Source organism: Pseudomonas sp. KBN12P06040, assembly GCF_037574965.1.
GTDB classification, from domain to species: domain Bacteria; phylum Pseudomonadota; class Gammaproteobacteria; order Pseudomonadales; family Pseudomonadaceae; genus Pseudomonas; species Pseudomonas aeruginosa.
Map to the genome: position 1 here is coordinate 4,481,840 of NZ_JBBELS010000001.1, position 23,983 is coordinate 4,505,822.

Below are 23,983 nucleotides of genomic sequence, written 5' to 3' on the forward strand. Positions count from 1 at the left end.
GCGGGACGCCCTCGCCAGGTTCAGGCGTTCCCGGCCTGGCGCAGGCGCGCGGCCTGGGTGAAGTCGAGCATGCGCTTGAGCGGACGGACCGCCCGCGGGATCAACGCCGGGTCGACGAAGATTTCCCCGCTGCCCTCGCGCAGGCAGGCCAGGGTCCGCTCGAGCGTGTTCATCGCCATCCACGGGCAGTGCGCGCAACTGCGGCAGGCGGCGCCGTTGCCGGCGGTGGGGGCCTCGATGAAATCCTTTTCCGGGCACAGCTGCTGCATCTTGTAGAAGATGCCGCGATCGGTGGCGACGATGAAGGTCTTGTTCGGCAGGGTCTGCGCGGCCTTGATCAACTGGCTGGTCGAGCCCACGGCATCGGCCAGCGCGACCACGCTTTCCGGCGATTCGGGGTGGACCAGGATGGCGGCGTCCGGGTAGAGCGCCTTCATGTCTTCCAGCTGCTTGGCCTTGAACTCCTCGTGGACGATGCAGGCGCCGTCCCAGAGCAGCATGTCGGCCCCCGTCTCGCGCTGGATGTAGCGTCCCAGGTGCTGGTCCGGTGCCCAGAGGATAGGCTCGCCGTTGTCCATCAGGTGTTCGACGATCTCCACCGCGCAACTGGAGGTCACGACCCAGTCGGCGCGTGCCTTCACCGCCGCGGAGGTGTTCGCATAGACCACCACGGTCCGTTCCGGGTGCTGGTCGCAGAATGCCGAGAACTCATCCACCGGGCAGCCCAGGTCGAGCGAGCAGGTCGCTTCGAGGGTCGGCATCAGCACGCGCTTCTCAGGGTTGAGGATCTTCGCCGTCTCGCCCATGAAGCGCACCCCGGCCACGACCACCGTCTGCGCCGGATGCTGGTTGCCGAAACGGGCCATCTCCAGCGAATCGGATACGCAACCGCCGGTCTCCTCGGCCAACGCCTGGATCACCGGATCGCAGTAGTAATGCGCCACCAGTACCGCGTTCTGCGCCTTCAGTTCGGCCGCGATCGCCGCGCGATGCTCGGCGCTCTCCTGCTCGCTCAACACGCGGGGTTGCTTGGCGGCCAGGTGGGCCTGGACCAGGAGTCGTTCGGAAATGTGCGTCATAGTCGCTACACCTGAAGGCGCAACAGCGCGTCTCTCGATTTTATACCCGGCGGCAGGCTGGACCGCCGGGAGCTGACGATTGCAGGTTTCGGGCACGGCACCCGCGACACCCTCGAGCGAAGCTCGGGGTATCCGCCTGCAAGGCCGCGGATTCTAACCGCATAGGTCGCGCCAGGGCCATCCCGGCGTCCGTACCGGCCTGGCCGGTGGCTACGCTAACAAAAGACATAGGTTTCGGTCGTTAGACCTACGCGACATAATTTTTTCGTTTCTTAGAACCGTCCCTAGCTCGGCTCGCTCCACGACCGAACACGACATGCCGGCATGCCAGCGTTAATACTTTGGTATTAGGCCCTTGGTATTAGCGTTAAATAACCGGTAAATATCCGGATTTTCTTTTCGTCGAATTTACGAGCAATATGAAACATATTTCGTTGAAATAAGCTCTTCTTTCACATAATTATAAAAATATCCTGAAACAGAGCCGTCATCCCTCACCTCCAAAACGACGACTCCCCGTGCCGTGCGCCCGCCGCGCAGAAAGCGAGCCGGCGGCCGATTCCACCCTCGCACGCCAGCCCTTGCGCTTCACTGACCGACGGGAGGTTTCCCCGATGAAAACGTCATCCAGAAGACAAGTTGAAACACTCGGGCGCTATCTATCGAGTCCTCGACGCTTCTTCCACAGTAGCGGCAACCTGACCCGATCAAGGGAAGCGGCACGCGCCACCCAATAAAAGGAATAAGGGATGCCTATTCATAACCTGAATCACGTGAACATGTTCCTCCAGGTCATCGCCTCCGGTTCGATTTCCTCCGCTGCGCGGATCCTGCGCAAGTCGCACACCGCGGTCAGCTCGGCGGTCAGCAACCTGGAAATCGACCTGTGCGTGGAGCTGGTCCGTCGGGACGGCTACAAGGTCGAACCCACCGAGCAGGCGCTTCGCCTGATCCCTTACATGCGCAGCCTGCTGAACTACCAGCAGCTGATCGGCGACATCGCCTTCAATCTCAACAAGGGTCCGCGCAATCTCCGGGTGCTGCTGGACACCGCCATCCCGCCGTCGTTCTGCGATACGGTGAGCAGCGTACTGCTCGACGATTTCAACATGGTCAGCCTGATACGCACCTCGCCCGCCGATAGCCTGGCGACGATCAAGCAGGACAACGCGGAAATCGATATCGCCATCACCATCGACGAGGAACTGAAGATCTCCCGCTTCAACCAGTGCGTGCTCGGCTACACCAAGGCGTTCGTCGTCGCCCATCCGCAGCACCCGTTGTGCAATGCCTCCCTGCACAGCATCGCGAGCCTGGCCAATTACCGGCAGATCAGCCTCGGCAGCCGCTCCGGGCAGCATTCGAACCTGCTGCGGCCGGTCAGCGACAAGGTGCTCTTCGTGGAAAACTTCGACGACATGCTGCGTCTGGTGGAAGCCGGCGTCGGATGGGGCATCGCGCCGCATTATTTCGTCGAGGAACGCCTGCGCAACGGTACCCTGGCAGTCCTCAGCGAACTCTACGAACCGGGCGGCATCGACACCAAGGTGTATTGCTACTACAACACCGCGCTGGAATCCGAGCGCAGCTTCCTGCGCTTTCTCGAAAGCGCCCGCCAGCGCCTGCGCGAACTCGGCCGCCAGCGTTTCGACGATGCGCCGGCCTGGCAACCGAGCATCGTCGAAACGGCGCAGCGCCGCTCAGGCCCGAAGGCGCTCGCGTACCGCCAGCGCGCCGCACCAGAGTAGAGCGTTCTCCAGCAGACGCTGGCCGTGGGTGGTGAGAATCGACTCGGGATGGAACTGCAAGCCCAGCTGTCGATTGCGCGGATCGGCCATCGCCATGATCTCACCATCGGCATCGGCCAGGCAGTCGAAACCTTCCGGCAGGCGACTGACCACCAGCGAGTGGTAGCGCGCGACGCGCAGGTCAGCGATGCCGTCGAACAGCGGGTGACGCTGATCGAAACGCAGGGACGTGCTCTTGCCATGCAGCGGTTTCCTCGCCTCGCCCACCGCGCCACCGGCGGCCAGCGCCAGCGCCTGGTGGCCGAGGCAGACGCCGAGCACCGGCAAGCGCCCGCGGGCCCAGGCGAGCAATTCCAGCATGCAGCCGGCGTCTTCCGGCCGACCGGGCCCCGGCGACAGCACCAGCAGTTCGCAACCGTCGGCCAGCAATGCCGCCTGGATCGTCGGCAACGGCGTATCGTTGCGCATCACCCGGACCTCCGCGCCGAGCAGGCAGAACTGCTCAACCAGGTTGTAGGTGAAGGAATCGAAGTTATCCAACAGCGTGATGCGCATCGCGCTCTCCCCTTTCGCGTTCGGCAGCGGCCACGGCGGTCAGCACCGCCAGCGCCTTGTTGCGGGTTTCCTCGGCCTCCAGCCGTGGATCCGAATCCAGCACCACGCCGGCGCCTGCCCGGACCCGCGCGATACCTTCGCGGACCTCGGCGGAGCGGATGACGATGCTGGTATCGAGGTTGCCGGCGCTGTCGAGAATGCCGATCGCGCCACCGTAGCTGCCGCGATAGCCATCCTCGTACTGCCGCAGCAACTGCATGGCACGGACCTTCGGCGCACCGACCAGGGTGCCCATGTTCAGGCAGGCACGGTAGGCATGCAGCGCATCCAGTTCGCCATGCAGTTCGCCAGCCACGCGCGAGACCAGGTGCATCACGTGGCTGTAGCGATCGACCTTGAGCATATCGCGCACCTGCCGCGTACCGCTGCGGCAGACCCGCGCCAGATCGTTGCGCGCCAGGTCGACCAGCATCATGTGCTCGGCGATCTCCTTGGCGTCCAGGCGCAACTCCGCTTCCAGGCGATTGTCCAGTTCCGCATCGATGGCGCCCCGGGCATCGCGTCCGCGCGGGCGAGTGCCGGCGATGGGGTAGAGTTCCACCTCGCGACTCTCCGCGTCGTACTTCAATGCCGACTCCGGCGAAGCGCCGAACAGGCAGAAGTCCCCCGCATCGAGGAAGAAGCGGTACGGGCTGGGGTTGCGCAGGCACAACTGGCGATAGGCCCGCCAGGGGTCCGCGCACGGCATGCTGAAGCTGCGCGACGGTACGATCTGGAACACGTCGCCGGCCCTCACGTGGGCCTGCAGGCGCTCTACCTGGCGGGCAAAGCTCGCATCGTCCAGGTCGACCTGGTAGTTGCCGGCCCGTACGCCTGCCACCGGCGACTCGGAAGCCTCCTCCACGGCGCCATGGAATTCGTCGGCACACTGGCGCAGGCTGGCGGCCAACCGGTCGTGCCCGGCCGGATCGTGGACGAACGCCTGCAGCGAAGTCCGGCGCGCCAGGTGATCGATGTCCAGCAGCAACTCCGGCACCAGGAACAGGTAGTCCGGGCAATGCCGCGCAGGTTCGGCCGGCGCCGGCAAGGGTTCGAACTGCTCGGCCAGGTCGAAGCTGAACAGGCCGCCCAGCAGCGCGGGCCCCTCCGCGTCGCCCAGCGTTCCGAGCACGCGGCGCAGCGCCTCCAGGCTGGACAGGCCATGCAGGCGTCGCCACTCGTCCGCATGCGACTCTTCCTGGGGGAAGCGCCAGTGCAGGGTGTCGCCGTCACGCAAGCAGGTGACCTGGGCCGGACAGGCCTCGCTCAACGGTGCCAGCAAGGCGCGTCCGTTGGCGTTCAACGCCCGCAGCACTACATCGCGCCCCCAGCACTCGATGCGCAGGCAGCTGGAAAGGATCGCCACGCTACGCCGCGCAGCCTTGCTGTCCACGTCGAAGCAGTCGAACAGCATCCGGTTGGCGCCGGCCATGCGCCAGATCGACAGCGCCTCCGGCACCAGCGTGCGGTACTCCAGACTTTCTTCCAGTCGATAGCCAACCCCGCTCACGAGCCATCTCCCTGCGCCCATGGGCGACTGGCCTGCGCGACGCTAGCGCGCAACGGCATGTTCATCATCGATAACCCCCTTTTCCCCCAATTGCGACCGCTGCCGTCGGCGGCGATCGCCGCAATGGATGTCCCGCCTCAGTCCAGAGGCAGCGCCTGGCGGGAGAGAATCTCCAGCATCCGGCGCATGCTCCCCAGGTGCAGTTCGCCGGGCAGGAAGTCGACGCTCTGCCCACCCCAGGCGCAGTGCAGCTCCTCGCTCAGTTCGTCGAGGGACTCGCCCATGGACTGGCGCCAGAGCAACCGCCGGCACAGGCGCAGACACTCGGTATAGGCCGACTCGGCCCCATCCGCGGCCAGCCGCCCCCGCAGCAGGCCGCCGTGTCCCGGGATCAGTTGCAGCAGGGTCGGCAGACGCTGCAGACGTTCCAGGGACTCCAGGTAAGCCTCCATGTCGTCGAACACCAGCGGCCGCCACACCCCCTCTGCCTCGTCGAACTCGCCCAGGGCATCGCCGCAGAACAGGCGTCGGCGTCGCACGTCGTAGAAAACCACGTGATCGTCGCTGTGGCCGTGGGCCTCTATGACCTGCAGGCGATGCCGCGGTCCCAGCTCCAGCCACTCGCCGTCGGCCACCGCGCGAACCGGCAGAGCGTCCCAGGCACAGGCCTCGGGCAACCGCTGCTCCGCACGCAACAGTTGCCGGTTCAAGCGCTCGACCACCCGCACCGCGCTTTCCGACTTCCAGGCCTGGCAGGTCCGCTCGGACGCCAGGACCTGTACGTTCGGCAGCCGCGGACACAGGTAGGGCAGCAGGCCGCAGTGGTCGTAGTGCTTGTGGGTGATCAGCCAGTAGTGCACCTGGGACGGATCGGCGACCCAGCGGCACAGGTCCGCCCAAACCAATTCGGCATCCCGGCTGATCCCTCCTTCAACCAGCGCCCAGCTCGCCTCACCGAGACGCAGCAGAAACACCGGCACCTGGACGTCCCCCAACAGGCACAGGTCATCATCCAGTTGACCGGGAGCCGAAAGCCTCAACATGGCCGGTTCACCTCCTCAGGTTTACGGTACAGCGCCGCGCCCCAGGTCGCGCCGGAACCGTAGGTCAGGACCAGCACCCGCTGTCCGGGCTGGATGTCCGGCCAGAACATCGCCAGCGTGACCGGGGTCGAGGCCGAAGCCATGTTGCCCAGACGATCCACGGTCACCGCGAACTTGTGCTGGGGAATGCCCAGTTGCTCCTGCACCGCATCGAGGATGCGCAGGTTCGGTTGATGGCAGATCACATGGTCGATGTCGTCCAAGGTCAGCTCATGGGCCACGAGCATTTCGCCGGCGATCCGTACCAGGGTCTGGCTGGCATGCTCGAACATCGGCCGGCCGCGCATGAGGAACTCGCCCCCGCCCTCGCGCAGGACGTTCTCATCGAGGAAGGTCGGCGAGGCACTACCCGGCGCCGCGGTCATCAGCAGGTCGAAGTAGTTGCCGTCGGCGCCCAGGCGCAGGTCCAGCAGTCCGTCTTCGAGACTCTCGCCGGCGCTGACCACCACCGCGCCGGCACCGTCGCCGAGCAGGATCGACAGGTTGCGGCCGCGGTCCGAACAGTCCATGCGCTTGGACAGCACCTCGCCGCAGACCACCAGGACATGCCGTGCCAGCCCGGCGAGGATCTGCCCGCGAGCCATCTGCAAGCCGTACAGCAACCCGCTGCACTGTGCCCGGATATCCAGCACCGGGATATGCCGCAGGCCCAGCAGCGGCTGGATCAGGCAGGCCTGGGACGGGTCGTGGTGGTCCGGCGACAGGGTGTTCACCAGCAACAGGTCGATGTCCTCCGGCAGCAGCCCGGCAGCCTCGATGGCCTGGCGCGCCGCCGGTACCATCAGCGCGCTGACCGCCTGTTCCGGCTCGACGTGATAGCGGGTGCGTACGCCGGTGCGTTCAACGATGAACTCATCCGACGTGTTGATGCGCCCTACCAGGTCATGATTGCTGACCTGGCGTTTCGGCAGGCTGAAACCCAGCCCGGCCAGGATCGGATTACCCATGTACAGCCCTCCTCGGACACCGTGGTTCAACATGGCGATGCCTCAGCACACCAGCACCTCGCCCAATTGCCAGACCTGGGCGGCGAAACCCCAGCCGGTGGCTGCGCCGGCCATGACGATACGATCGCCGGGGCGGATCTTGCCCTCGCGCAGGCCGGTCATCAGGGTGTACGGGATGGAAACGGAGATCATCACGCCGGTATCGCCCATCGTCAGCTGGTACTGCTCCGGACGGGCACCGATGCCCTCGGCCCAGGCCTTGACCAGGAACGGCGCTGGCTGGTGGAAGACGAAATAATCGATGTCATCGCTGCCCAGGCCGGCCTTTTCCAACGCCCGGCGCATCGCGATCGGCACGTTGGTCGGGACGAAGCTGGCCATCTTGTTCTGGCCGTCGCTGAACAACGAGAAATACAGCCGCGGCTTGGCCTCGCCGGTCGGGTTTTCCGGCAGGCGCCAGCGACCGGTGGCCACTTCATAGAACGTGGCGTCGCTGTGTTCGGCCGAAGCCAGCAGATCGCAGCTGTCGTCGTCGCCGCGGGTCAGCAGGGCCACCGCGCAGCCATCGGCGAACAGGGTCGAGGTACGCGAGGTGAAGTCGAGCAGGTTGGAGATGTACTCGCTGCACACCACCAGCACTTTCTCGGCCTTGCCCTGGCGGATCATGCTCGCTGCCAGGCGCAGGTTGAGCAGGAAGCTGGCGCACTCCATCTGCGAATCCAATGGCAGCGCCCGGCTCAGGCCGAGCTGCTTGGACAGCACGTTGGCCATGCGCGGATAGAGACGCCCGCGCAGGTCCGGCAGGACATCGCCGGCGTCGGTCATGATCGGCGAGGAAGCCGAACAGATCAGCATGTCCACGCTATCCGGCGCGGTATCGCTGCTGCGCAGCAGGCGCTCGGCGGCCCGGACCACCAGGCTGAACTCGTTCTCACCGTTCCGCGGGTCGAAATAGCCCCGCCGATTGACGCCCCAGAATTGCCACCAGGACTCGCTGAGGTCCGGTACCGCGGCGAACACCGGATCGTCGTTTTCGTAGCTGCGAGCAGGAAGTTCACAGGTGATCGCTGCCAGTTTGACCTTATGCATGAACTTCTCCCGCCAGTTCCAGGGTCACGCCCTCCACCACCATGCCGAACGGATCGAAGCTGATCAGCAGCAGTTCATCCAGACGGTCGCGCTGCGCCGCGCGCAGTTGCGACGCCAGTTCGAACGGCCCCAGGCAACGACCATCGGGCCGCCCCTGGCCGAACCATTCCTCGCGCACCCAGTTCAGTTGCGGGAAGTCTCCGGCCAGACGGGTGAATCCATCGCGTACCGCTTCGGGCAATCCGGGTTGGGCCGGCAGGTTGAGGTGTCCCTTGACGTCGCCTACCTGGCGAATATCGGTATTCAGCGGAATGCTCAGCGGCAGCCATTCCTGCGCCGGATCACCGCCCAGCGCACCGCGACGGAACGCGGCCTTGCCGGTCGGCCGGCAGAGCAGCGCCAGGGCGCCGTCGGCAAGGGCGAAGCCAGACTCGCTGTCCACTTCCAATCCCTGGCTGGATTCGCCGCGCACGACCAGGACGTTGCGATAGCCCTGGTCGCTGGCGAGGGTATCGACCACGTAGAGGGCGCGAGCCAGGCTCGAGTCGGTGAGGTCGAAGACATGCGCGCGATTCGCGCCGAGGATCTTCTGCAACGGATGGCCGATCTTCGGCGCCATGATGTCGCGGTTCTCGATCAGATGGTCGGGAGACAGGGCGAGGCCGACGATCAGGTCGATCTCCTCGGGCTTGACCGCCGCCTCGTCCAGGGCTTCGCGAACCGCCGGCAGCAAGCGCTGCATCAGCATCTCGTCGCCCTGGGCGCGAGGGCGTTCGCCTCCCAGCGGCCCCTCCAGACACACATAGGATGGGGGCAGGTTCACCCCCACAGCCTGAATCAACATGCCCGTTCCTCCGGAAGGTTGTCGTGATAAAGGGTGTCGGCCAGGTGGCGCAGCTCGGCGCGCGCCAACTTGCCGTTGTCGTTGCGCGGCAAGGCCGGCAGCACATGCAATTGGCTAGGCAGCATGTGCGAGGGAATCTGTTCGGCGAGATGCTGGTCGATACGCTGCGCCAGCAGGATCTGGTTGTCGTCCAGCGGAGTGGCCAGGGTGACGAACAGGGTCGGACGCAAGCCGTCGTGCAGCCGGCAGGTAGGAACCAGAACCGCCTCGCTCACTTCCGGCAGATGACGGCAGATCGCCTGCTCGACCTGGGTCGGCACCACCCAGCGGCCATTCACCTTGAACAGATCGTCTTCCCGCCCACAGTGGCGGTAGGCACCCGACTCGTCGCGCTCGAACAGGTCGCCGGTGCGATACCAGCCACCTGCGAAGCGCGCCTGCTGCTCTTCGCTGGCCCGCCAGTAACCCGGACTCAGCCCAGGGCCACGCACCAACAGCACGCCTTGCTGGCCCGCTTCCTCGATAGTGTGTCCTTCGCGGTCCACCAGCCGGCACTCATAGCCAGGCAACGGCAGCCCGGTGCTGTCGGCACGCGCCTGCCCCGGGCGGTTGGCGAGGAACACATGGCCGACCTCGGTAGCCCCGATGCCGTCGCAGATCTCCAGCCCGTGCGCGGCCCAGAATTCGAACTCGCCGCGCGGCAGCGGCGAGCCGGCGGAAAACGCCAGGCGCACGCTGCTCAACAGCTCCCTGGCCTGCGCACGCAGCGAGGCATAGATGGCTGGCACCCCAAACAAGACCCGGGGGCGGAAGGCGACCAGGTTCTCCAGGACGCGCTCCGGGCTCGGCCAGGTATCGTCGAGCAGCGCCGAGGCTCCGCTGAACCAGGGAAAGAACAGGCTGTTGCCCATGCCATAGCCGAAGAACATCTTGGGAATCGAATACAGCCGGTCTCCCGCCTGCAATGCCAGCAACTCCGTAGCGAACGCCCGACAGAATCCGAGCGTGTTGCGCAGGCTGTGCATCACCCCCTTGGGCGCCCCGGTGGAACCCGAGGTGTATTGCAGGAAACAGGCTGCCGCCGGGTCCTGGCGATGGAAGGCACTCCAATCGAGGTCCGCAGGGCCGACCAGCGCGTCCAGCGAGAAATCGTCGAGCAAAGGGCGACCGGCGGCCGCACGCAGGGTCAACGGCGCCAAAGGACCGCTCAGCGACGGTGCATCGGCTTCACGTACCACCAGGCTGGCCTGGCAGTCGGCAGCGATATCGGCCAGGGCCTGCTCGCGGGACTTGGGGTTGATCACGGCGGGAATGGCGCCGACCGCGATGCAGGCCAGGAACAGGCAGGCCAGCGAAGGCGAGTCGTTCAACGCCAGCACCACGCGATCGCCGGGCTTGAGCAGGCGGGCCAGTTGGCTGGCCTGGGAGAGAATGTAGGTCCGGCATTGCAGCCGGCTGAGAGTCTGGCCCCGATAGTGATAAACGGCGGTATCGGGATCGAAATCGAGGCGGAACAGAACCTCGGTCAGGTTGGCCAATGTGGACATGACAGAACGTTCCCTCTTCAGCGATATGCATCCGAATCAGGAGATACCTGAGCCAGAGCGCTTGCTTTGTCAGGAACGGGAAACTAGCGGCGCTGGGCGAAGCGCGATATTCGGAGTCCGAACGAAAAAGTTTCGGGGAGAAGAACCACGGGCTTCGTAGGCCGCGGCAATCGGCGCGATCCAAACCGCGAGAAATTTGGCACACCCACCGGACTGCGCGGGATCCGAGAACGGCAACCAAGCAAGAAGGGTGGCAGCCTCTTTACGCAAGAGCCCCATCGGCCAGACAAAAACCGTTACAACCCTTGCTCGAGGCCGCGTCCGAACCCATGAGATGGCAAACCAATGACAACCCACTTTGCTCGGCAAATCGCCTCCCAGATCTCACAGTTCGAGGCGCTCGGCCTGGGCTCCATGGGGGCGACGGCATGCCTGGAAGCGAGCGGCCATCCATCGGGCCGATAGCGCTCCACCCCGTCTCACCTGCCATTTGCAGGCCTCCCTGTTGAAATCCCATTGCGTAGTACACTGGGCGATCCTGCCGAAGAGGACACCTACATGCCCCATAGCTACAGGAAAATGGAATCGCCGGTCGGCACACTGACCCTGGTAGCCAGGGACGATGCCTTTCTGGTCGCGATTCTTTGGCAGCATGAGCGTCCCAACCGAGTACCGCTGGACGAGATGCGCCTCTCCGAGGACAGCTCCCTCCTGGCGGAAACCGAACGCCAGTTGCGGGAATATTTTTCCGGCAAACGTTCCCGGTTCGAACTCCCGCTCGACTTCCAAGGTACCGAATTTCAGAAAAAGGTCTGGTCCGCCCTGCTCACCATTCCATTCGGCGAGACCCGCAGCTATACGGAAATAGCCGTGCAGATCGGCAGCCCCAACGCAGTACGGGCGGTTGGAGCCGCCAACGGACGGAACCCACTGTCCATTGTTGCACCTTGCCATAGGGTGATCGGAGCCTCTGGCGGCCTCACCGGTTTCGCCGGTGGGTTGGCCGCCAAGCAGTGGTTGCTGCGTTTGGAAACCCGAGGCAGGACACCAGACCTGTTGAGCATGATCGAGGACGAGTGAGCTGCCGCTTGCCCTCGCGCCCGGTGTTCACCGGAAAAATCCTCGCCTTTTGACTTGACCCGACTGCAGCGGGGACATTTCAGATCGAGGACCGACGGCAACTGAGCGCAACTCGTTCGTACGTCAGGTCCTTGTTCCTGGGCGGCAACTGATAGTCGACTGAACAGGAGCCATCGCTCCAGCGAATGGACAGGCGCCCCTGGTCCTCGATACCGAACACCAGCAAACGGGACAGGTTGTCGACCATTCCCACGACCCGCTCTTCCTTGTCGTATGCCTGTGCACCGAAGGGAATCTTTCCTCCAGACTCCATGCTCAGGACGAACTGCACCCGCCGACCGGACTCCGCGGAGAAACGCTTGGCAACCACGGCGCCCCGGGTCGGCACGGCCATTTGCGTGCTGTCGCTGATCTCGGTATCGCTTCCAAGGGTATTGGTATCCAGGTTCACCCAGTTGTAACGATAGGGTTGCATGTAGGGGAGCACGGCATAGCCACGGCCGTCGGTGCGAACCGAAGAGTAGCCGTCGAGGCCGACGCCGCCAACCTCCGGAACCTCCACCAGGCCGAACGTTTCCCCCACCGGCTGGCCGAAGGTCACTCCCCCCGGATGCACCACTACCGAACCGCTTGCTCCCAGGTTGATCTGCTTGTTGTCGCGCCCCTGGCTGTAATTGGCGGACAACTTGGCCTTGGACGTGTCCCAACCCAGGCCGACGCTGCCGGAGTTGCCGCCGTCCTTGCTGTAGTTGGCCTGTGCGCTGTAGTTGAACGCATTGGCTTCATCCAGGTATCCGGAGATACCGGTGTTCAGACTCGAATCACCATGCTGTGAACTCACGGCATTGGCATATACCTGACTGGAGCGTGCGCTACCGCCCAAGGGGATGCTGACGGAGGCCGTGAACTGGGTATCGGAGCGCCCGAACGACCCCGTCTCCTGGGTACGGGAAACCGCCAGGCTGTAGCTCGCGCGCTTGATGCCGCTGCTGAAGCCGAACTGCACGCGACGGCTGCTGCCGGGGCGATTCCAATATGTGGTTTCGCCCGCCGTGAGATAGAGCGAACTGCGTCGGAACAGCGTCTGGTTCACCGTCAGGTCTATGCGGCTCTTCTGCCGACTGGAACTTGAGCCATAGAGGTAGCTCTCGTCGGACATGTCGTCGATATGCTGGCTGAGAGTACGGTAGCCTTCCGTGGAATAGCGATAGCCCACCACGGTAAAGCTGGTTTCGGTGGCGTTGATGGTCTTGGAATAGAGAAGCCGCAGACTCTGCCCCTGGTTGCGCCCACCCCGTCGCGTGCGGGACTGGCTATGGGTCACGTCCGCAGAAAGACCGCCCAGGGGCGTGTTGAAGCCGAGGCCCAGGTTGGTGGCATTGTACTTCTCCGCAGCCAGCAGGCCGCCAAAGCCGGTAACCCTGTCGGACAAGCCATACACAGCCGATCCCTGGAGCAGGTTGACCGACGGCTGGCCGTCATTATGGTATTCACCGGCGGCCAGGCCATAGCGCAGGTTCCCCTTGCGGGTCATGACCGGCAGGTAGGAATAGGACTGCTTGAAGGACCGCTGGCGTCCGTCCGCCTCGATGATCTTGACCTCCAGGTCGCCATTGGAGCCGCTGGGATAGATGTCGGTGATCTCGAACGCACCGGGCGGTACGTTGGTGGAATAGATCACGAAGCCATTCTGACTCACCTCGACCGTCGCATTGGTTTCAGCGATACCGCGCACCACCGGGGTATAGCTGATCTCGTTGTCGGGCAGCATGCCGATATCGGATTGCAGTTGCACGCCGCGCATACGCACGCTCTCGAAAGCATCCCCCTGAGCGGAGGTATACAACTCACCGAGGGACAAGGTCCCCTTCAGGGCACGAATGTCACGTTCCACATAGGTACGGTTGCTACTGAACTTGTTGCGCATGCCGGTACCTCCGCTCAGGGAAGAGTCGTTGCGCAGGCGCCAGCCAAACAGGTTGAAGCCGTTGCGCAGACCCAGGTAGCGGTAATCGCTGTTCTGGCCAAAATTGGTGTTGCGCGTGAAGTTGGCCTGGTAGTTGGAAAACAACGCGGTGACGCCGTCATCCCAAAGAGAGGGATCCACATAGCCACGCGAGTGCCGCTGTACATACAGCTGTGGAATGCTGACCAGCAGGGAAAGGCTGTTGACGTCGAACTCTACGGATGCACCGGGGATGAGTTCGGCGACATTCAGGGGAGTATTGTTTTCCAGGTTGGCCGGAATGAGCTTGTCCCGAGTCAGCCGGGCGATATCGACCCCAATCTCCTTGAGCAGGCCCATCCGAATGATCGGGCGAACGCTTCCGGTGTCGGGATCGGCACTGAACACGACATCTTCGCGCCGGATCATGATCTGGTTCAAATGAATGTCGACGCTGTAAGTGCCGGGCGACACCGAGTTGCCGTTCTCGAAATACTTCAGTTCAACGGGCGCCCCGCCCTCGTTGTTCAGGAACTCGGCGTTGAATTCCACCGCGGAAGTTACGGCAGGCAAAGCCAATCCCAAGGCCACGAGACAGGAAGACCTGGAATAGACGGACACCTTGAGGTCGAACCTTTTCCTAAATATGGCCACGCGAATATTCCTTGGACTAATTTCCGACAAACCGGAAAAACCCATCCATAGGGGAAGTTAAGAGCAGCTCTTCTGCCCTTCTGCTCTTCTGAGCTTCAGTCGGATAAGGAGCTGGAATGTTTATCGAGGCCGCCATAGTCATTTACGCTCTGGAACTCGATATTTCCAGAAACGCCGGGGGGAGTTCCCTTGATTTCGAATCGGCGACTCGACTTCGGCGCGACCATGTCGGCATCAACGACATAGGAGGCATTGCCAGCTTTTAATTTCACGTTGGCGAAAGAGACATGAAACGCAGTATCGTTGGAAACTTCGACAACCGACTTACCTCCCTGCCGAACAAGACGCCAGATCAACTTTCCAGGCGCTTCGGCGGAAGTTCCCGACAAGTTATCGGGGCGGTAGAAGACCTTGATACGCTGGCGCAAAGCTATCTGCAACGTATTAGCCGACGCAGATTTTTGCGGAATTTCCTGGACGTTCAGGCGGAATACGGATTCCCTGTCGCTCGGCAAGCCTTCCCCTTGAAACAGGATACGCAGGGTTTGCTGCTTGTTGCCTCCCAAACGACTTAGGGCAGGCGTGATGGCAAACGGGACCTCGCGATTATCTGCCCCATTATCAGCCTCTACCCAGGATTGAATCATCACGTCCTTGGAAGCCTGGTTCCTGACCAGGATTGCAGCCTCCTTGGCAGGCGCCTGCAGAACGACCCGGGTTCCTCCCAGTGTGATTCCCGCATTGGCAAGGGTGGAAAAAAGCAAAAGGATGCCACCCCAGATAACTCTGGAAGAAAATGGATATTTCATGACGAACTCACACCTCATGGAGCGGGGTATATACATACCCCGCCCATGTAGCAGAACTTAGTTGTATTCCAGGGTGAAGGGCAGGGAGCCGTTGGCAACACCTGCCGTAGCGGCCGCAGCGCCAGACTTTACGTAAGCAGCCCGCAGATTCAGATTGGCGCTGTAAAGGGTGATGTCTTGGCCTTCGCCATCTTTTTCAACCCTGGAATTCAAGGGTGCATCAATGGTCTCGTTCGCCGACAGGTTCAGCAGCTTGCCATCGGAACCATAGATGCCAATACCGACGCCAGTGGCAGTGGAGTCTTTACCAAGCTTCAGCAGGCTTTCGTTGTGCGAATCGATGCCGGTACCGGACATCGGGTCGAACTTCAGCTTCACGGTGGTCAGACCGGTACCGGTCTTGCCACAGTCCAGGTTCAGATTCAGGCTGGTACCACCAGCGATGCTGCCGCCCGCGGTGCCGCTCAGCGAGTCGATGCTGATCTTGCCGAGGTTTACGTCGATGGTCTGGTTGCCCGCTGCACCGCCAACGGTGGTGCCAGCACCTCCAGTGATGCTGCAAGCGGCCGCGGTGATTTCACCTTTGAAATTGATGGTGCCGTCTGCCGCCATGGCATTGCCGACGACCAGGCTGGCTACTGCGGCAGCCAGAATGCTTTTCATGGAAATGGACACGATTGAGCTTCCTTTTGACAGTGAAAGTGTTGCGATTTTTGAACTCTATAAGAGCCAGCAACATTCTCCGAAAAGCCGAATAGAACGACAACGAAGCACTTCCCAGGCAATCGTGTGAAACTTCCCCAGTGCTTGTATGAAGTTTCCTACAAGCGCCAAAAACCTCGTAGTTAAAAACCCTCCGACACCACAAGCTCGCTGCCACCAACAGCCAAAGACAATGAACGATCCGAAAGAAGCGCCATCAGCTTCGATAGCGCCTCTTATATGGAAGAATGAAAAACCAAGACAAATCAAAGCAAACCCAGCAAGTACCCAATTACCCCATTGCCCCAGCAGCAAACGCGGAGCTTATGGGTTCGAGAAATCCATGCTGGAGAATAGAGGCGATTCAGGTTATGGAGAGACCTGAACAGCTTCTGAAAGTTCTATCCGGCCCGATCTCTAGAGCCTTGCCAATTCGGTTGAGATACTGATTTCGAACGCACTTAGTTTGCCTTCCAATGAAGAGGCCAGATTGGCTATCCGCTCGGAAGACTCCGATGGGTTCTGGCAAGCCTTTTCAAGGCAGGAACAAGACTCGACCAATAGGCTGCTGCCCACCACCCTCGCAGCCCCTTTTATCCTGTGCGCAAGTTCGGCCACTCCTTGCAGGTCTGCGAGTTCAAGCAATTCCGCCAACCGAGTACGATCATCCCGACTGCTGGCCAATAAAGTTTCCAGCAACCGCCGCAATGCAGCCGGCTCGCCGCCGGTAATGGCCTCCAGCGAACGAATGTCGAAAAGACTTTCCATCGGCGATTCCGAACCAAGCGCTTTCATACAGACTCCATCGATATGCTTAAAGGAAGGTCACTGCGCGTTGCGCTGTCCCGCCTGCGGGACTCCAGGCATCCGTAGAACGACAAGGCCGTATATGCCGTCCGGGCCAGTTATCCGCAAGCAGCATAAGGGAATTGTCTCCGCCTCTGCCGTCCAAACAGGGGAGCATCGCTTGTTGCGTCTCCTCGAACAGACGCAAACAGCCCTGGAAACACTCATGGCCGGCACGGAGTCTACCTTTGCCAGCCGACCGCAGCCGGCCCGACCGCTCGTTTCGGGGAGGGAAACTCCTACGGTAAGTCTGTGCGAAGAGGCGTCATCAGTTGCGACCGCCTGACGGTTCGAAGCGAACCTGGCAGTGGAGCCATCGCTGCGACACGCGAACCTGGGGTGACGCGCATGTGTTGGAAAGCGACGGTCGCAACCATGGTTTGATGGACCACTATTGGCGTGCACAGGCATACGAGGAAGACGCAGGGAACACCTGGTTGAAAACCAGCTCTACAGATCATCGAGCGGCGAGGGTTCTATCTATGGCAAATCCATTGGACGGCTTGCACGACGCGGACCACGCGAAGGCCGAAAAAACGGAAGGAAGGATGCCATCGGTCAGCGATCGCAGGGCGCTTGCCCGTCTTCTGGAATTGATACTGTCCACCGCCCAGGCCGGTCTCGCCTTCTCCAAGGACCGCTTCGACATCGGACGCTTTCGCGCGCTCCAGCATGCCGTCGCCGAATTCATCGCCAGCGACCAGGGGGTGGCGTACGAACGGGTCGAGAACTGGATCACTCTGGACAGCCACTACCCGACCCCGAAACTGGACGTCCGTGCGTTGATCCTCGACTCGCAACAGCGGGTCCTGCTGGTCCGCGAGGCCTCGGATGGTCGCTGGACCCTACCGGGCGGCTGGTGCGACGTAAACGAGTCGCCGGCAGATGCGGTAGTTCGCGAAACCCAGGAAGAAAGCGGACTGGAAGTTCGAGCGATACGCCTGTTGGCATTGCTGGACAAGCACAAGCATCCCTACCCTCCCCAACTGCCGCATGCGTTGAAAGCCTTCTTCTTCTGCCACGTCACCGGTGGCAGGCTTCAGCAACAAACGGACGAAACGTCGGCGGCCGAGTACTTTCCGGTGGACGCCTTGCCGCCGCTTTCCGAGCACCGGGTACTGGCCTCGCAGATCCAGACGTTATGGCAGCGAATCCGCGCAGGAACGCCAGAGGCGCTTTTCGACTAGGCTGCAGACCTCATGGAGTCATCGCGCGGCAGACGGCCTGACCCCAACGGCGTCCAGCAGGCGCACCCGGCAGATCGACCGACCAGTCGATGAGCGCTTGCCGCCCTCCACCATCGCCGGCAGCTTGACGCCGCCAACAGCGGCGCAGCGTGCCTTCCGACCAGTAAAGCCAGCCCGTCGTTCTCGTTCGAATGCTTGCCGGAGCGCACCCGAAGCGCCAGCCGCCCGACCATCCCGAACGTGCAAGCTCCGAGCGAGTTCCCCCCGCTTCGTCCATAGCTCATCCGTGCTAGTCGACCCTCACCTTGGGATGCACCTATGATTCGTCCCTTGGATGACCCTCCGCGGTCGGGAACAAGACATTCAAGGACGAACTCGTGGGCAAACCATTCCTTCACGCTCGGCGCTGGCTGCTGCCGCTCGCCTTCATCTGCACGGCAACGACTGCGGTCGCCGAAAGCACCGGCGACTACTGGATCGTCTACGGCAAGGGCGAACGCTACAACAACGAGGTATTCGTCGCCAACGCCACCGGCATCTTGCAGCAACCCAAAGGTATCCAGTCGGCGCAGATCATCCAGCTATTCGAAGACCGGTCGATGCCGACGCTGACGGCCTACGAGGTCCAGTTCAAGTGCAAGGAGCGCAGCGTCCGCTTCGACAACGCACGCGCCATGCGCCGCATCGACAACGTCATCACCAACGTGAAAACCGTCGACGGCTGGATCGACCCGGAGAAATACGATTATTGGCTGCAACGCTCGTTCGCCTTCGTCTGCGCCCCGGCCATCCGCGACAACAACCAGATGTTGCCGCTGGGCAAGATGCCCATTGCGCGCATGGTGCAGACCGTCCAGGCAATGTTCGTCGAACTGCAGGGCGTCCAGGCCAAGAAACAGACCATGCGCGATCTGGATGCGATGCTCGGCAACGAGTAGAAATGAAGGAAGGCGGCTTGCCGCCCTCCTCCGGAGCGCCACGGAGCAGGTCAGCGGCATGCCGCTCGCAGCGTCCTGCCGGCCGTAGCCAGCGCCGCGACGAATAGCCAGAATGTGTCTCTATGCGAGGAGCGCGCGGAGCTGCGCGGGGACTTCCATGACTTCGCGGGTATCCGGGGAGACACAGACCTGCGTCAGACTCGCAGTGAACGCCACCACGTCCGGCGAAAGACGTCCTTCGACTGAAAACGAGAAAGAATGCGTCCCCACGTTCGACACACCCACTCGCAGCGTGAGTTCGTCGTCCCAGGTGACCGGATGCAGGAATTCCAGGGAGAACGCTCTCGCCGGGGGAAGAATCCTGAAACCCAGGAGGGTTCTGAGCCCCGGGCCTCCCAGCCAGACCCCGAGCGCCTCCTGCACCGCTTCCAGCACGAAGTATGAAAAACGTGGCGTATAGACGATCCCTTCGGGATCACAGTCGCCAAACAGTACCGTTCTTTTTATGAAAACCGGGGTCGGCATCGCGTCACTAATCCAGTCGCGAGGAAAGGAGCTTCACTCTATGAAAGTCAAGGCCCACTGACAAATCCTCGGATAGCCATGCACCTGTTCACCAGGCTGCATGGAAGCAGACTGGCAGGCACACAACTGTGGTTGCCAGTGCCGATATAACTGGCGAAAGCACGAAACCAGCCGCTCGTTCTGGCGCGCTGTGGATCGGATATCCGGACTCCAGAAACAGAAAAGCCCACCTCGAGGGCCTCGGCTCGTTGAACCAGGATGGGGCTCGGTAGAAATGGTGTTGGCACGACAACTCATTGCAGCATGAACAGATAGGCCACCTTCGGGTGGCCCATCTATTAGAGAAATTACCAACTGCGGATTTTATTGGCAGTATCGCTCCTTCCCCTTGCGTTCAAACGAACACTAACGCGCTGGTTTGTATCTGAGCTGGAACCAACTCACCCGTGGGCTCTAGCAATGGCACTAATCGTGAATGTCCTTCCCGCAGCCTATCGTGCAAGCGGTTCAGTGCATCCACATCGTCAACGCCATCACGTGCCTCAGCCCAGAGCACAAGTCTACCGGCATCGTCCGCCGCAAGTTTCACCGGTGCCAAGGATGAGAATGGAGAGTTCACTTGTAACAATTGCAAGATCACACCCAGCGGTAACCCTGAAGGCACAAGTCCCAACTCGACGACGAAAAGCCAACCGCCCTCGAGGCGCTCCATAACCAGTTCCGGTCCCTCTGCCGGTTGCAGCCGCAACGTGGCATCGTTGCTCGAGGGAAGTCTCAAGCCCCACTGTGCCAGCCATGTATCAATCATGTGAACTCCTTATTCCGCCAAGCCTTAGCCATCTCAACGGTAGTCGAACTCAAGGGTTTGCCGAAACGCAGGAAGCCTCGTGCCGAGTAGTTGTCGACGATATCGTTCAGCGCTTGATTGATTTCCGCCGGACTGGTGGCATGCCGTAGCTGCTCCTCCGCCCGACGTAACAGAGCTACGTTGGAATCCGGCTGGCCAGGGCGATACAGAGAGGGGAAGATAACTTCCTTACGAATGTTCTCGGCAATAACCGCCACTTTGCGGCGCTGCGCCTCTGCTAACGCAGCGGCGAGCACCGGCGACTGCACCGTCTGCCCGCGCATGGCATCGAGTAACTGCTGATGATCAACGTTATCAGCATGGTTCAACTCAGCTGCCAACCATGCTAGGCGTTCCGGAGTATCTGCCAGCGCATCGAGTCGCTGAAGAGCGGAGCGCATAGCCTCGTCCAACTTGAGCCTACCCGCCAAGCCATTGGCGCTAACGATAGCGACAGTCAGCTCGGTGAACGCATCCCGCGCCTTCTGGCGAAAAGCCACCGCCCCGTCTGTGATCTCCGGGTTCTGTTGAGCAACACTGGTGAGCATACTGTCATCAAGTGCCAGCAGCGCCTCGTCGAGAGAAGCGAAGGTATGACGCTCTGAAGCCTGAAGACGTTTCTCCAGATGTTCACCGACTCGCTCCTGGAGGCGCTCCTGAAGATGCGCCTTGATCTCGTCCGGCATGGTGAAGTTCAAGGTGCCACCGAGCATGCCACTGAAATCACCGCGCTCGCTCTTCAACGGCACCACAACGGTTTGCTCGCGCAATTCCTCCAGGCCCTCGAGCTGCAGCATTTCGCGCGCCTGCAGGGCAGGCACCCCGACGACCCAGCCCTTGAGCGCGCCGCCCCTAGTACCTCGGTCGGGCGCTACCTCCCCAGCTTCGCCCTCGAACTCAAGGATCAGGTTGTCGTTGCGCCGCAGTGGCCCGCTGTCAAAATTCTTGTCGATCATCTCAGGGACCGGCACGTTAATCATCACCCCGCCATCCTGGAATTCTGTCCACTCTACGCCGGCCTGGTACGGCTGATCACTCAAGCTGACCTTCTGGAACACTCCTGGGAAGGAACCGGAGATATGTGCCGCCTGGGCGACCTCCAGATCCGGTGTGTGGCTGGCATTGAACACCACTAATTGCGGACGCCCCTCGAACATGGCCGTACCTGTGATGTTCAGCGTCTTAATCTGGGGAATGTAAGCACTCAACCGATCTAGATCGCCAAAGGTGACTCCGGAGCCGGACTGCAATCTGCTGGCGATGGCGGCAACGGTCGGCTGGCGTGCAACCTCTGGATGCGTAGCGATCTGTCCGAGCACGGCCTTGCGTGTCTCGTCGCGCAATAGGCGTTCTAGGGGCTCAGCCCGCGAATCTATGCGTGGGAGTACATTGAGCAGCAACTCAGAGAAGCCGCCGATCTTGTTGCCCAAGCCCTTTTTCAGCGATGCGCCGATCTCGCTGCTAATGTGTTGGAACAGCTTCAGCTTCTTGTTCGAGCTGTCGAGCAGCGAAATAAGATCCATCTTGTCGGAAAGGGTCTTGAACGCCGCCGGGCTCATACCTGAGGCCAAAAGGGCGGCGGTGATGCCGCCAGCGGACGAACCGGACATGCTGCGGATGCCATCGAGCATGCCTTTCTCTTCTAGCGCCAGCATTGCTCCCGGGTATGCCGCACCTTTGGCACCACCGCCGCTTAGGACCAGACTGGTCAATGGTGGCCGACTGAGCTGTAGCTCGGTGATTCCGTTCTCAAACTGGCGCAGAGTGATCTGCCGCGGCCCTGCCGAGTCAGTCAGAGTACGGGACTCCCCTTGCCCTTGGGGACTGCTGAAACGCACGTCGCTAACGCTTTCCGGCAACTTCCCGGAAAGTATTCCCGGCGTGCTCTTTAGGGCAACCCCGAGACCTTGCCCTGAAGGTTCCTGACGCAAGCTGGCGGACTTATGCGCTGCCTGCGACGGGGTTTCGACAGGCTCCTGATTCAGCGAGGAGGCAGTAGCCCCCAACGATTGGATATGCATGTTCGCTCCTTGAAATACCGAGGGTTCGGAGCAAATATTAGGAAAACCGGCCATAAGGTTTTGCCAGTTTCGGACGTTTTTTTATCAGTTCGGACTGGCCTGCCCCCAGTTTTAGTACCGCTGCCTAGTTAGTAGGCTATGGGGTTGATATCAACTTTTCCCGCTTCAGCTGCTGCTGGTTGGTTCGCCACTTCGCAGCAAGCTCTGCCGGGGAGAGATTGCCAATGGCGCTGTGTGGTCGGTGCTCGTTGTAATCCCGCCAAGCCGCGATACGGATTCTGGCTTCGACCAGCGAGCAGTGCTCATTGAGGCATTCGCCCCGGAACTTGCCGTTGAATGACTCGATGAAGGCGCTCTGCGTGGGCTGGCCAGGCTGAATCAGCTTCAACTTGATGTCACGCTGACAGGCCCACTGATCAAGCGCCTTGCCGGTGAACTCGGGGCCCTGGTCGGTGCGGATCGCCTGCGGGTAGCCACGAAACCGCGCCATCTCGTCCAGCGCCTGCGTGACACGAAAACCGCTGATACCGTACTCCACCAAGATGTCGACCGACACCTTGGTGAAGTCATCGACCACCGTCAGGCATTTGATCCGTCGCCCAGTGCTGAGCGCGTCGAAGACGAAATCCATCGACAAGACCTGGTTCGGTGCGCTCGACAGGCTCAGGCATTCGCGCGCCACCGCGACCCTCCGCCGCCTCACCATCAAGCCGGCGGCTCGGTACAGCCGGTAAATCCGCTTGTGGTTGACCTGCACGCCACAGCAGGATGTGCAGGCGGCGTTAGCTACAGCGTCGATACTGCTGGGCCAGTTCCACCAGTTGGGCGTGCAGCTCGGTCGGTACACTAGCCTCGACCCGCTTGAGGAAGTCGAGAAGAACGCTTCTGCACTGCCGTCTCCTGCTTGGAAAACGGACTCTACTAAGTTCAGCGTGGTACTGAAATCGGGGGGCAGGTCAATCGATAAAGGTATCCCGACCGCAGGTTTGTTGGCCCACGTGATGGTGGCCAAGTTTGCCGATCACTTGCCGCTGTACCGGCAGGAGAAAATCTTTGGCCGCGCCGGGCTGGCAATTGCTCGCTCGACCCTGGCGCAGTGGGTCGGACAAACCGGCGTGCGGCTTCAGCCACTGGTCGATGCACTGCGTGAAGCCGTGCTGAACCAGGGCGTGATCCACGCTGATGAAACACCGGTGCAAATGCTTGCGCCAGGCGAGAAGAAAACCCACCGGGCCTATGTCTGGGCGTACAGCACGACGCCGTTTTCAGGGCTCAAAGCGGTAGTTTACGACTTCAGCCCAAGCCGTGCTGGCGAACATGCGCGCAACTTCCTGGGTGACTGGAACGGCAAGCTGGTCTGCGACGACTTCGCTGGCTACAAAGCCGGTTTCGAACAAGGCATCACTGAAATCGGCTGCATGGCCCACGCCCGGCGCAAGTTCTTTGATTTGCACGTGGCGAACAAAAGTCAGCTGGCTGAACAGGCCCTGCACTCGATCAGCGGCTTGTACGAGGTCGAACGTCAGGCGCGGGACATGAGTGATGAAGAGCGCTGGCGAATACGACAAGAATTGGCGGTGCCGATCCTCAAAAAACTGCATGACTGGATGTTGGCTCAGCGAGACCTGGTGCCCAATGGATCAGCCACGGCCAAAGCCCTCGATTACAGCCTGAAACGCTGGGTAGCGCTGACGCGCTACCTGGACGATGGGGCTGTGCCCATCGATAACAATCAGGTCGAGAACCAAATACGGCCATGGGCGCTCGGGCGTTCGAACTGGCTGTTTGCCGGGTCGCTGCGCAGTGGTAAACGGGCGGCTGCAATCATGAGCCTGATCTAGTCGGCGCGTATGAATGGGCATGATCCGTATGCCTATCTCAAAGATGTGCTGACGCGGCTGCCCACGCAGCGGGCCAGTGAGATCACTGATTTGTTTCCGCATAAGTGGGTAAATAGTCTGGAATAAT

At 61.6% G+C, this 23,983-nt stretch carries 19 protein-coding genes and 2 pseudogenes; 5 read left to right on the top strand and 16 right to left on the bottom strand.

What is annotated here, in order from left to right:
* Positions 1-20 precede the first annotated feature (20 nt).
* Entirely contained in the window at positions 21-1,079 is a 1,059-nt protein-coding gene (nadA, locus tag VQ067_RS21050; RefSeq protein ID WP_003086254.1) for a quinolinate synthase NadA, read from the bottom strand.
* A 749-nt stretch (positions 1,080-1,828) separates the two neighbouring features.
* On the opposite strand from nadA, the gene mvfR reads away from it, so the two are divergent.
* On the top strand, positions 1,829-2,827 hold the full coding sequence (mvfR, locus tag VQ067_RS21055; RefSeq protein WP_003108614.1) for a multiple virulence factor transcriptional regulator MvfR: 999 nt from the start codon (positions 1,829-1,831) through the stop codon (positions 2,825-2,827).
* On the opposite strand, the gene phnB is transcribed toward mvfR, so the two are convergent.
* From phnB to pqsA, 7 genes are all read right to left on the bottom strand, one after another.
* A complete protein-coding gene (gene phnB / locus VQ067_RS21060) occupies positions 2,780-3,382 on the bottom strand; it encodes an anthranilate synthase component II (RefSeq protein ID WP_003112548.1) in 603 nt (200 codons plus the stop codon). The two genes, mvfR and phnB, sit on opposite strands and share 48 nt — an antisense overlap.
* Positions 3,360-4,952, bottom strand: coding sequence for an anthranilate synthase component 1 (locus tag VQ067_RS21065; RefSeq protein ID WP_033990310.1), 1,593 nt, complete (start codon positions 4,950-4,952; stop codon positions 3,360-3,362). Before VQ067_RS21065 ends, phnB begins: the two co-directional genes overlap by 23 nt.
* Positions 4,953-5,068: 116 nt before the next feature.
* Positions 5,069-5,974 (bottom strand): 2-aminobenzoylacetyl-CoA thioesterase PqsE, encoded by a 906-nt coding sequence (gene pqsE / locus VQ067_RS21070; RefSeq protein WP_033990313.1) that lies wholly within the window; start codon positions 5,972-5,974, stop codon positions 5,069-5,071.
* Positions 5,968-6,981 carry an anthraniloyl-CoA anthraniloyltransferase gene (gene pqsD, locus VQ067_RS21075; protein WP_003086245.1) on the bottom strand — a complete coding sequence of 338 codons (1,014 nt, stop codon included), beginning with the start codon at positions 6,979-6,981 and terminating at the stop codon, positions 5,968-5,970. The genes pqsE and pqsD overlap by 7 nt, the downstream gene beginning before the upstream one ends.
* 42 nt (positions 6,982-7,023) lie before the next feature.
* On the bottom strand, positions 7,024-8,070 hold the full coding sequence (pqsC, locus tag VQ067_RS21080) for a 2-heptyl-4(1H)-quinolone synthase subunit PqsC (RefSeq protein ID WP_003108612.1): 1,047 nt from the start codon (positions 8,068-8,070) through the stop codon (positions 7,024-7,026).
* Entirely contained in the window at positions 8,063-8,914 is an 852-nt protein-coding gene (gene pqsB / locus VQ067_RS21085) for a 2-heptyl-4(1H)-quinolone synthase subunit PqsB (RefSeq protein WP_003086240.1), read from the bottom strand. The genes pqsC and pqsB overlap by 8 nt, the downstream gene beginning before the upstream one ends.
* Complete coding sequence (gene pqsA, locus VQ067_RS21090; protein ID WP_003086238.1) at positions 8,908-10,461, bottom strand: anthranilate--CoA ligase; 1,554 nt, start codon at positions 10,459-10,461, stop codon at positions 8,908-8,910. Before pqsA ends, pqsB begins: the two co-directional genes overlap by 7 nt.
* A 558-nt stretch (positions 10,462-11,019) precedes the next feature.
* Between pqsA and VQ067_RS21095 the strand changes: the two genes are divergently transcribed.
* Positions 11,020-11,541, top strand: coding sequence for a methylated-DNA--[protein]-cysteine S-methyltransferase (locus VQ067_RS21095; protein ID WP_003086236.1), 522 nt, complete (start codon positions 11,020-11,022; stop codon positions 11,539-11,541).
* Positions 11,542-11,620: 79 nt separating this feature from the next.
* Here the strand turns inward: VQ067_RS21095 and VQ067_RS21100 are convergent, their stop codons facing one another.
* From VQ067_RS21100 to VQ067_RS21115, 4 genes are all read right to left on the bottom strand, one after another.
* Entirely contained in the window at positions 11,621-14,140 is a 2,520-nt protein-coding gene (locus VQ067_RS21100; RefSeq protein ID WP_003134047.1) for a fimbria/pilus outer membrane usher protein, read from the bottom strand.
* 95 nt (positions 14,141-14,235) lie between these two features.
* Complete coding sequence (locus VQ067_RS21105; RefSeq protein ID WP_003134048.1) at positions 14,236-14,949, bottom strand: fimbrial biogenesis chaperone; 714 nt, start codon at positions 14,947-14,949, stop codon at positions 14,236-14,238.
* 57 nt (positions 14,950-15,006) lie between these two features.
* Positions 15,007-15,624 carry a fimbrial protein gene (locus VQ067_RS21110; protein WP_003086231.1) on the bottom strand — a complete coding sequence of 206 codons (618 nt, stop codon included), beginning with the start codon at positions 15,622-15,624 and terminating at the stop codon, positions 15,007-15,009.
* A 444-nt stretch (positions 15,625-16,068) separates the two neighbouring features.
* A complete protein-coding gene (locus VQ067_RS21115) occupies positions 16,069-16,446 on the bottom strand; it encodes an Hpt domain-containing protein (RefSeq protein WP_003134050.1) in 378 nt (125 codons plus the stop codon).
* Positions 16,447-17,045: 599 nt separating this feature from the next.
* Here VQ067_RS21115 and VQ067_RS21120 point away from each other — a divergent pair.
* Both VQ067_RS21120 and VQ067_RS21125 read left to right on the top strand, forming a co-directional pair.
* Complete coding sequence (locus tag VQ067_RS21120) at positions 17,046-17,684, top strand: NUDIX hydrolase (RefSeq protein ID WP_033990316.1); 639 nt, start codon at positions 17,046-17,048, stop codon at positions 17,682-17,684.
* A 377-nt stretch (positions 17,685-18,061) separates the two neighbouring features.
* A complete protein-coding gene (locus VQ067_RS21125) occupies positions 18,062-18,622 on the top strand; it encodes a hypothetical protein (RefSeq protein ID WP_003086226.1) in 561 nt (186 codons plus the stop codon).
* 120 nt (positions 18,623-18,742) lie between these two features.
* Here VQ067_RS21125 and VQ067_RS21130 read toward each other — a convergent pair whose 3' ends face one another.
* The 4 genes and pseudogenes from VQ067_RS21130 to VQ067_RS21145 all read right to left on the bottom strand — a co-directional run.
* Positions 18,743-19,147 carry an acyl-CoA thioesterase gene (locus tag VQ067_RS21130; RefSeq protein WP_003108604.1) on the bottom strand — a complete coding sequence of 135 codons (405 nt, stop codon included), beginning with the start codon at positions 19,145-19,147 and terminating at the stop codon, positions 18,743-18,745.
* 394 nt (positions 19,148-19,541) lie between these two features.
* Positions 19,542-19,955 (bottom strand): CesT family type III secretion system chaperone SpcU, encoded by a 414-nt coding sequence (gene spcU / locus VQ067_RS21135; RefSeq protein WP_003134054.1) that lies wholly within the window; start codon positions 19,953-19,955, stop codon positions 19,542-19,544.
* Positions 19,952-22,015 carry a type III secretion system effector cytotoxin ExoU gene (gene exoU, locus VQ067_RS21140; protein WP_033990318.1) on the bottom strand — a complete coding sequence of 688 codons (2,064 nt, stop codon included), beginning with the start codon at positions 22,013-22,015 and terminating at the stop codon, positions 19,952-19,954. Before exoU ends, spcU begins: the two co-directional genes overlap by 4 nt.
* A gap of 136 nt (positions 22,016-22,151) precedes the next feature.
* A pseudogene (locus VQ067_RS21145) lies at positions 22,152-22,869 on the bottom strand (IS3 family transposase); the annotation flags it as partial.
* 105 nt (positions 22,870-22,974) lie between these two features.
* Between VQ067_RS21145 and tnpC the strand changes: the two are divergent.
* Positions 22,975-23,982 (top strand): annotated as a pseudogene (gene tnpC / locus VQ067_RS21150) (IS66 family transposase); the annotation flags it as partial.
* Between the last annotated feature and the right edge of the window lies 1 nt (position 23,983).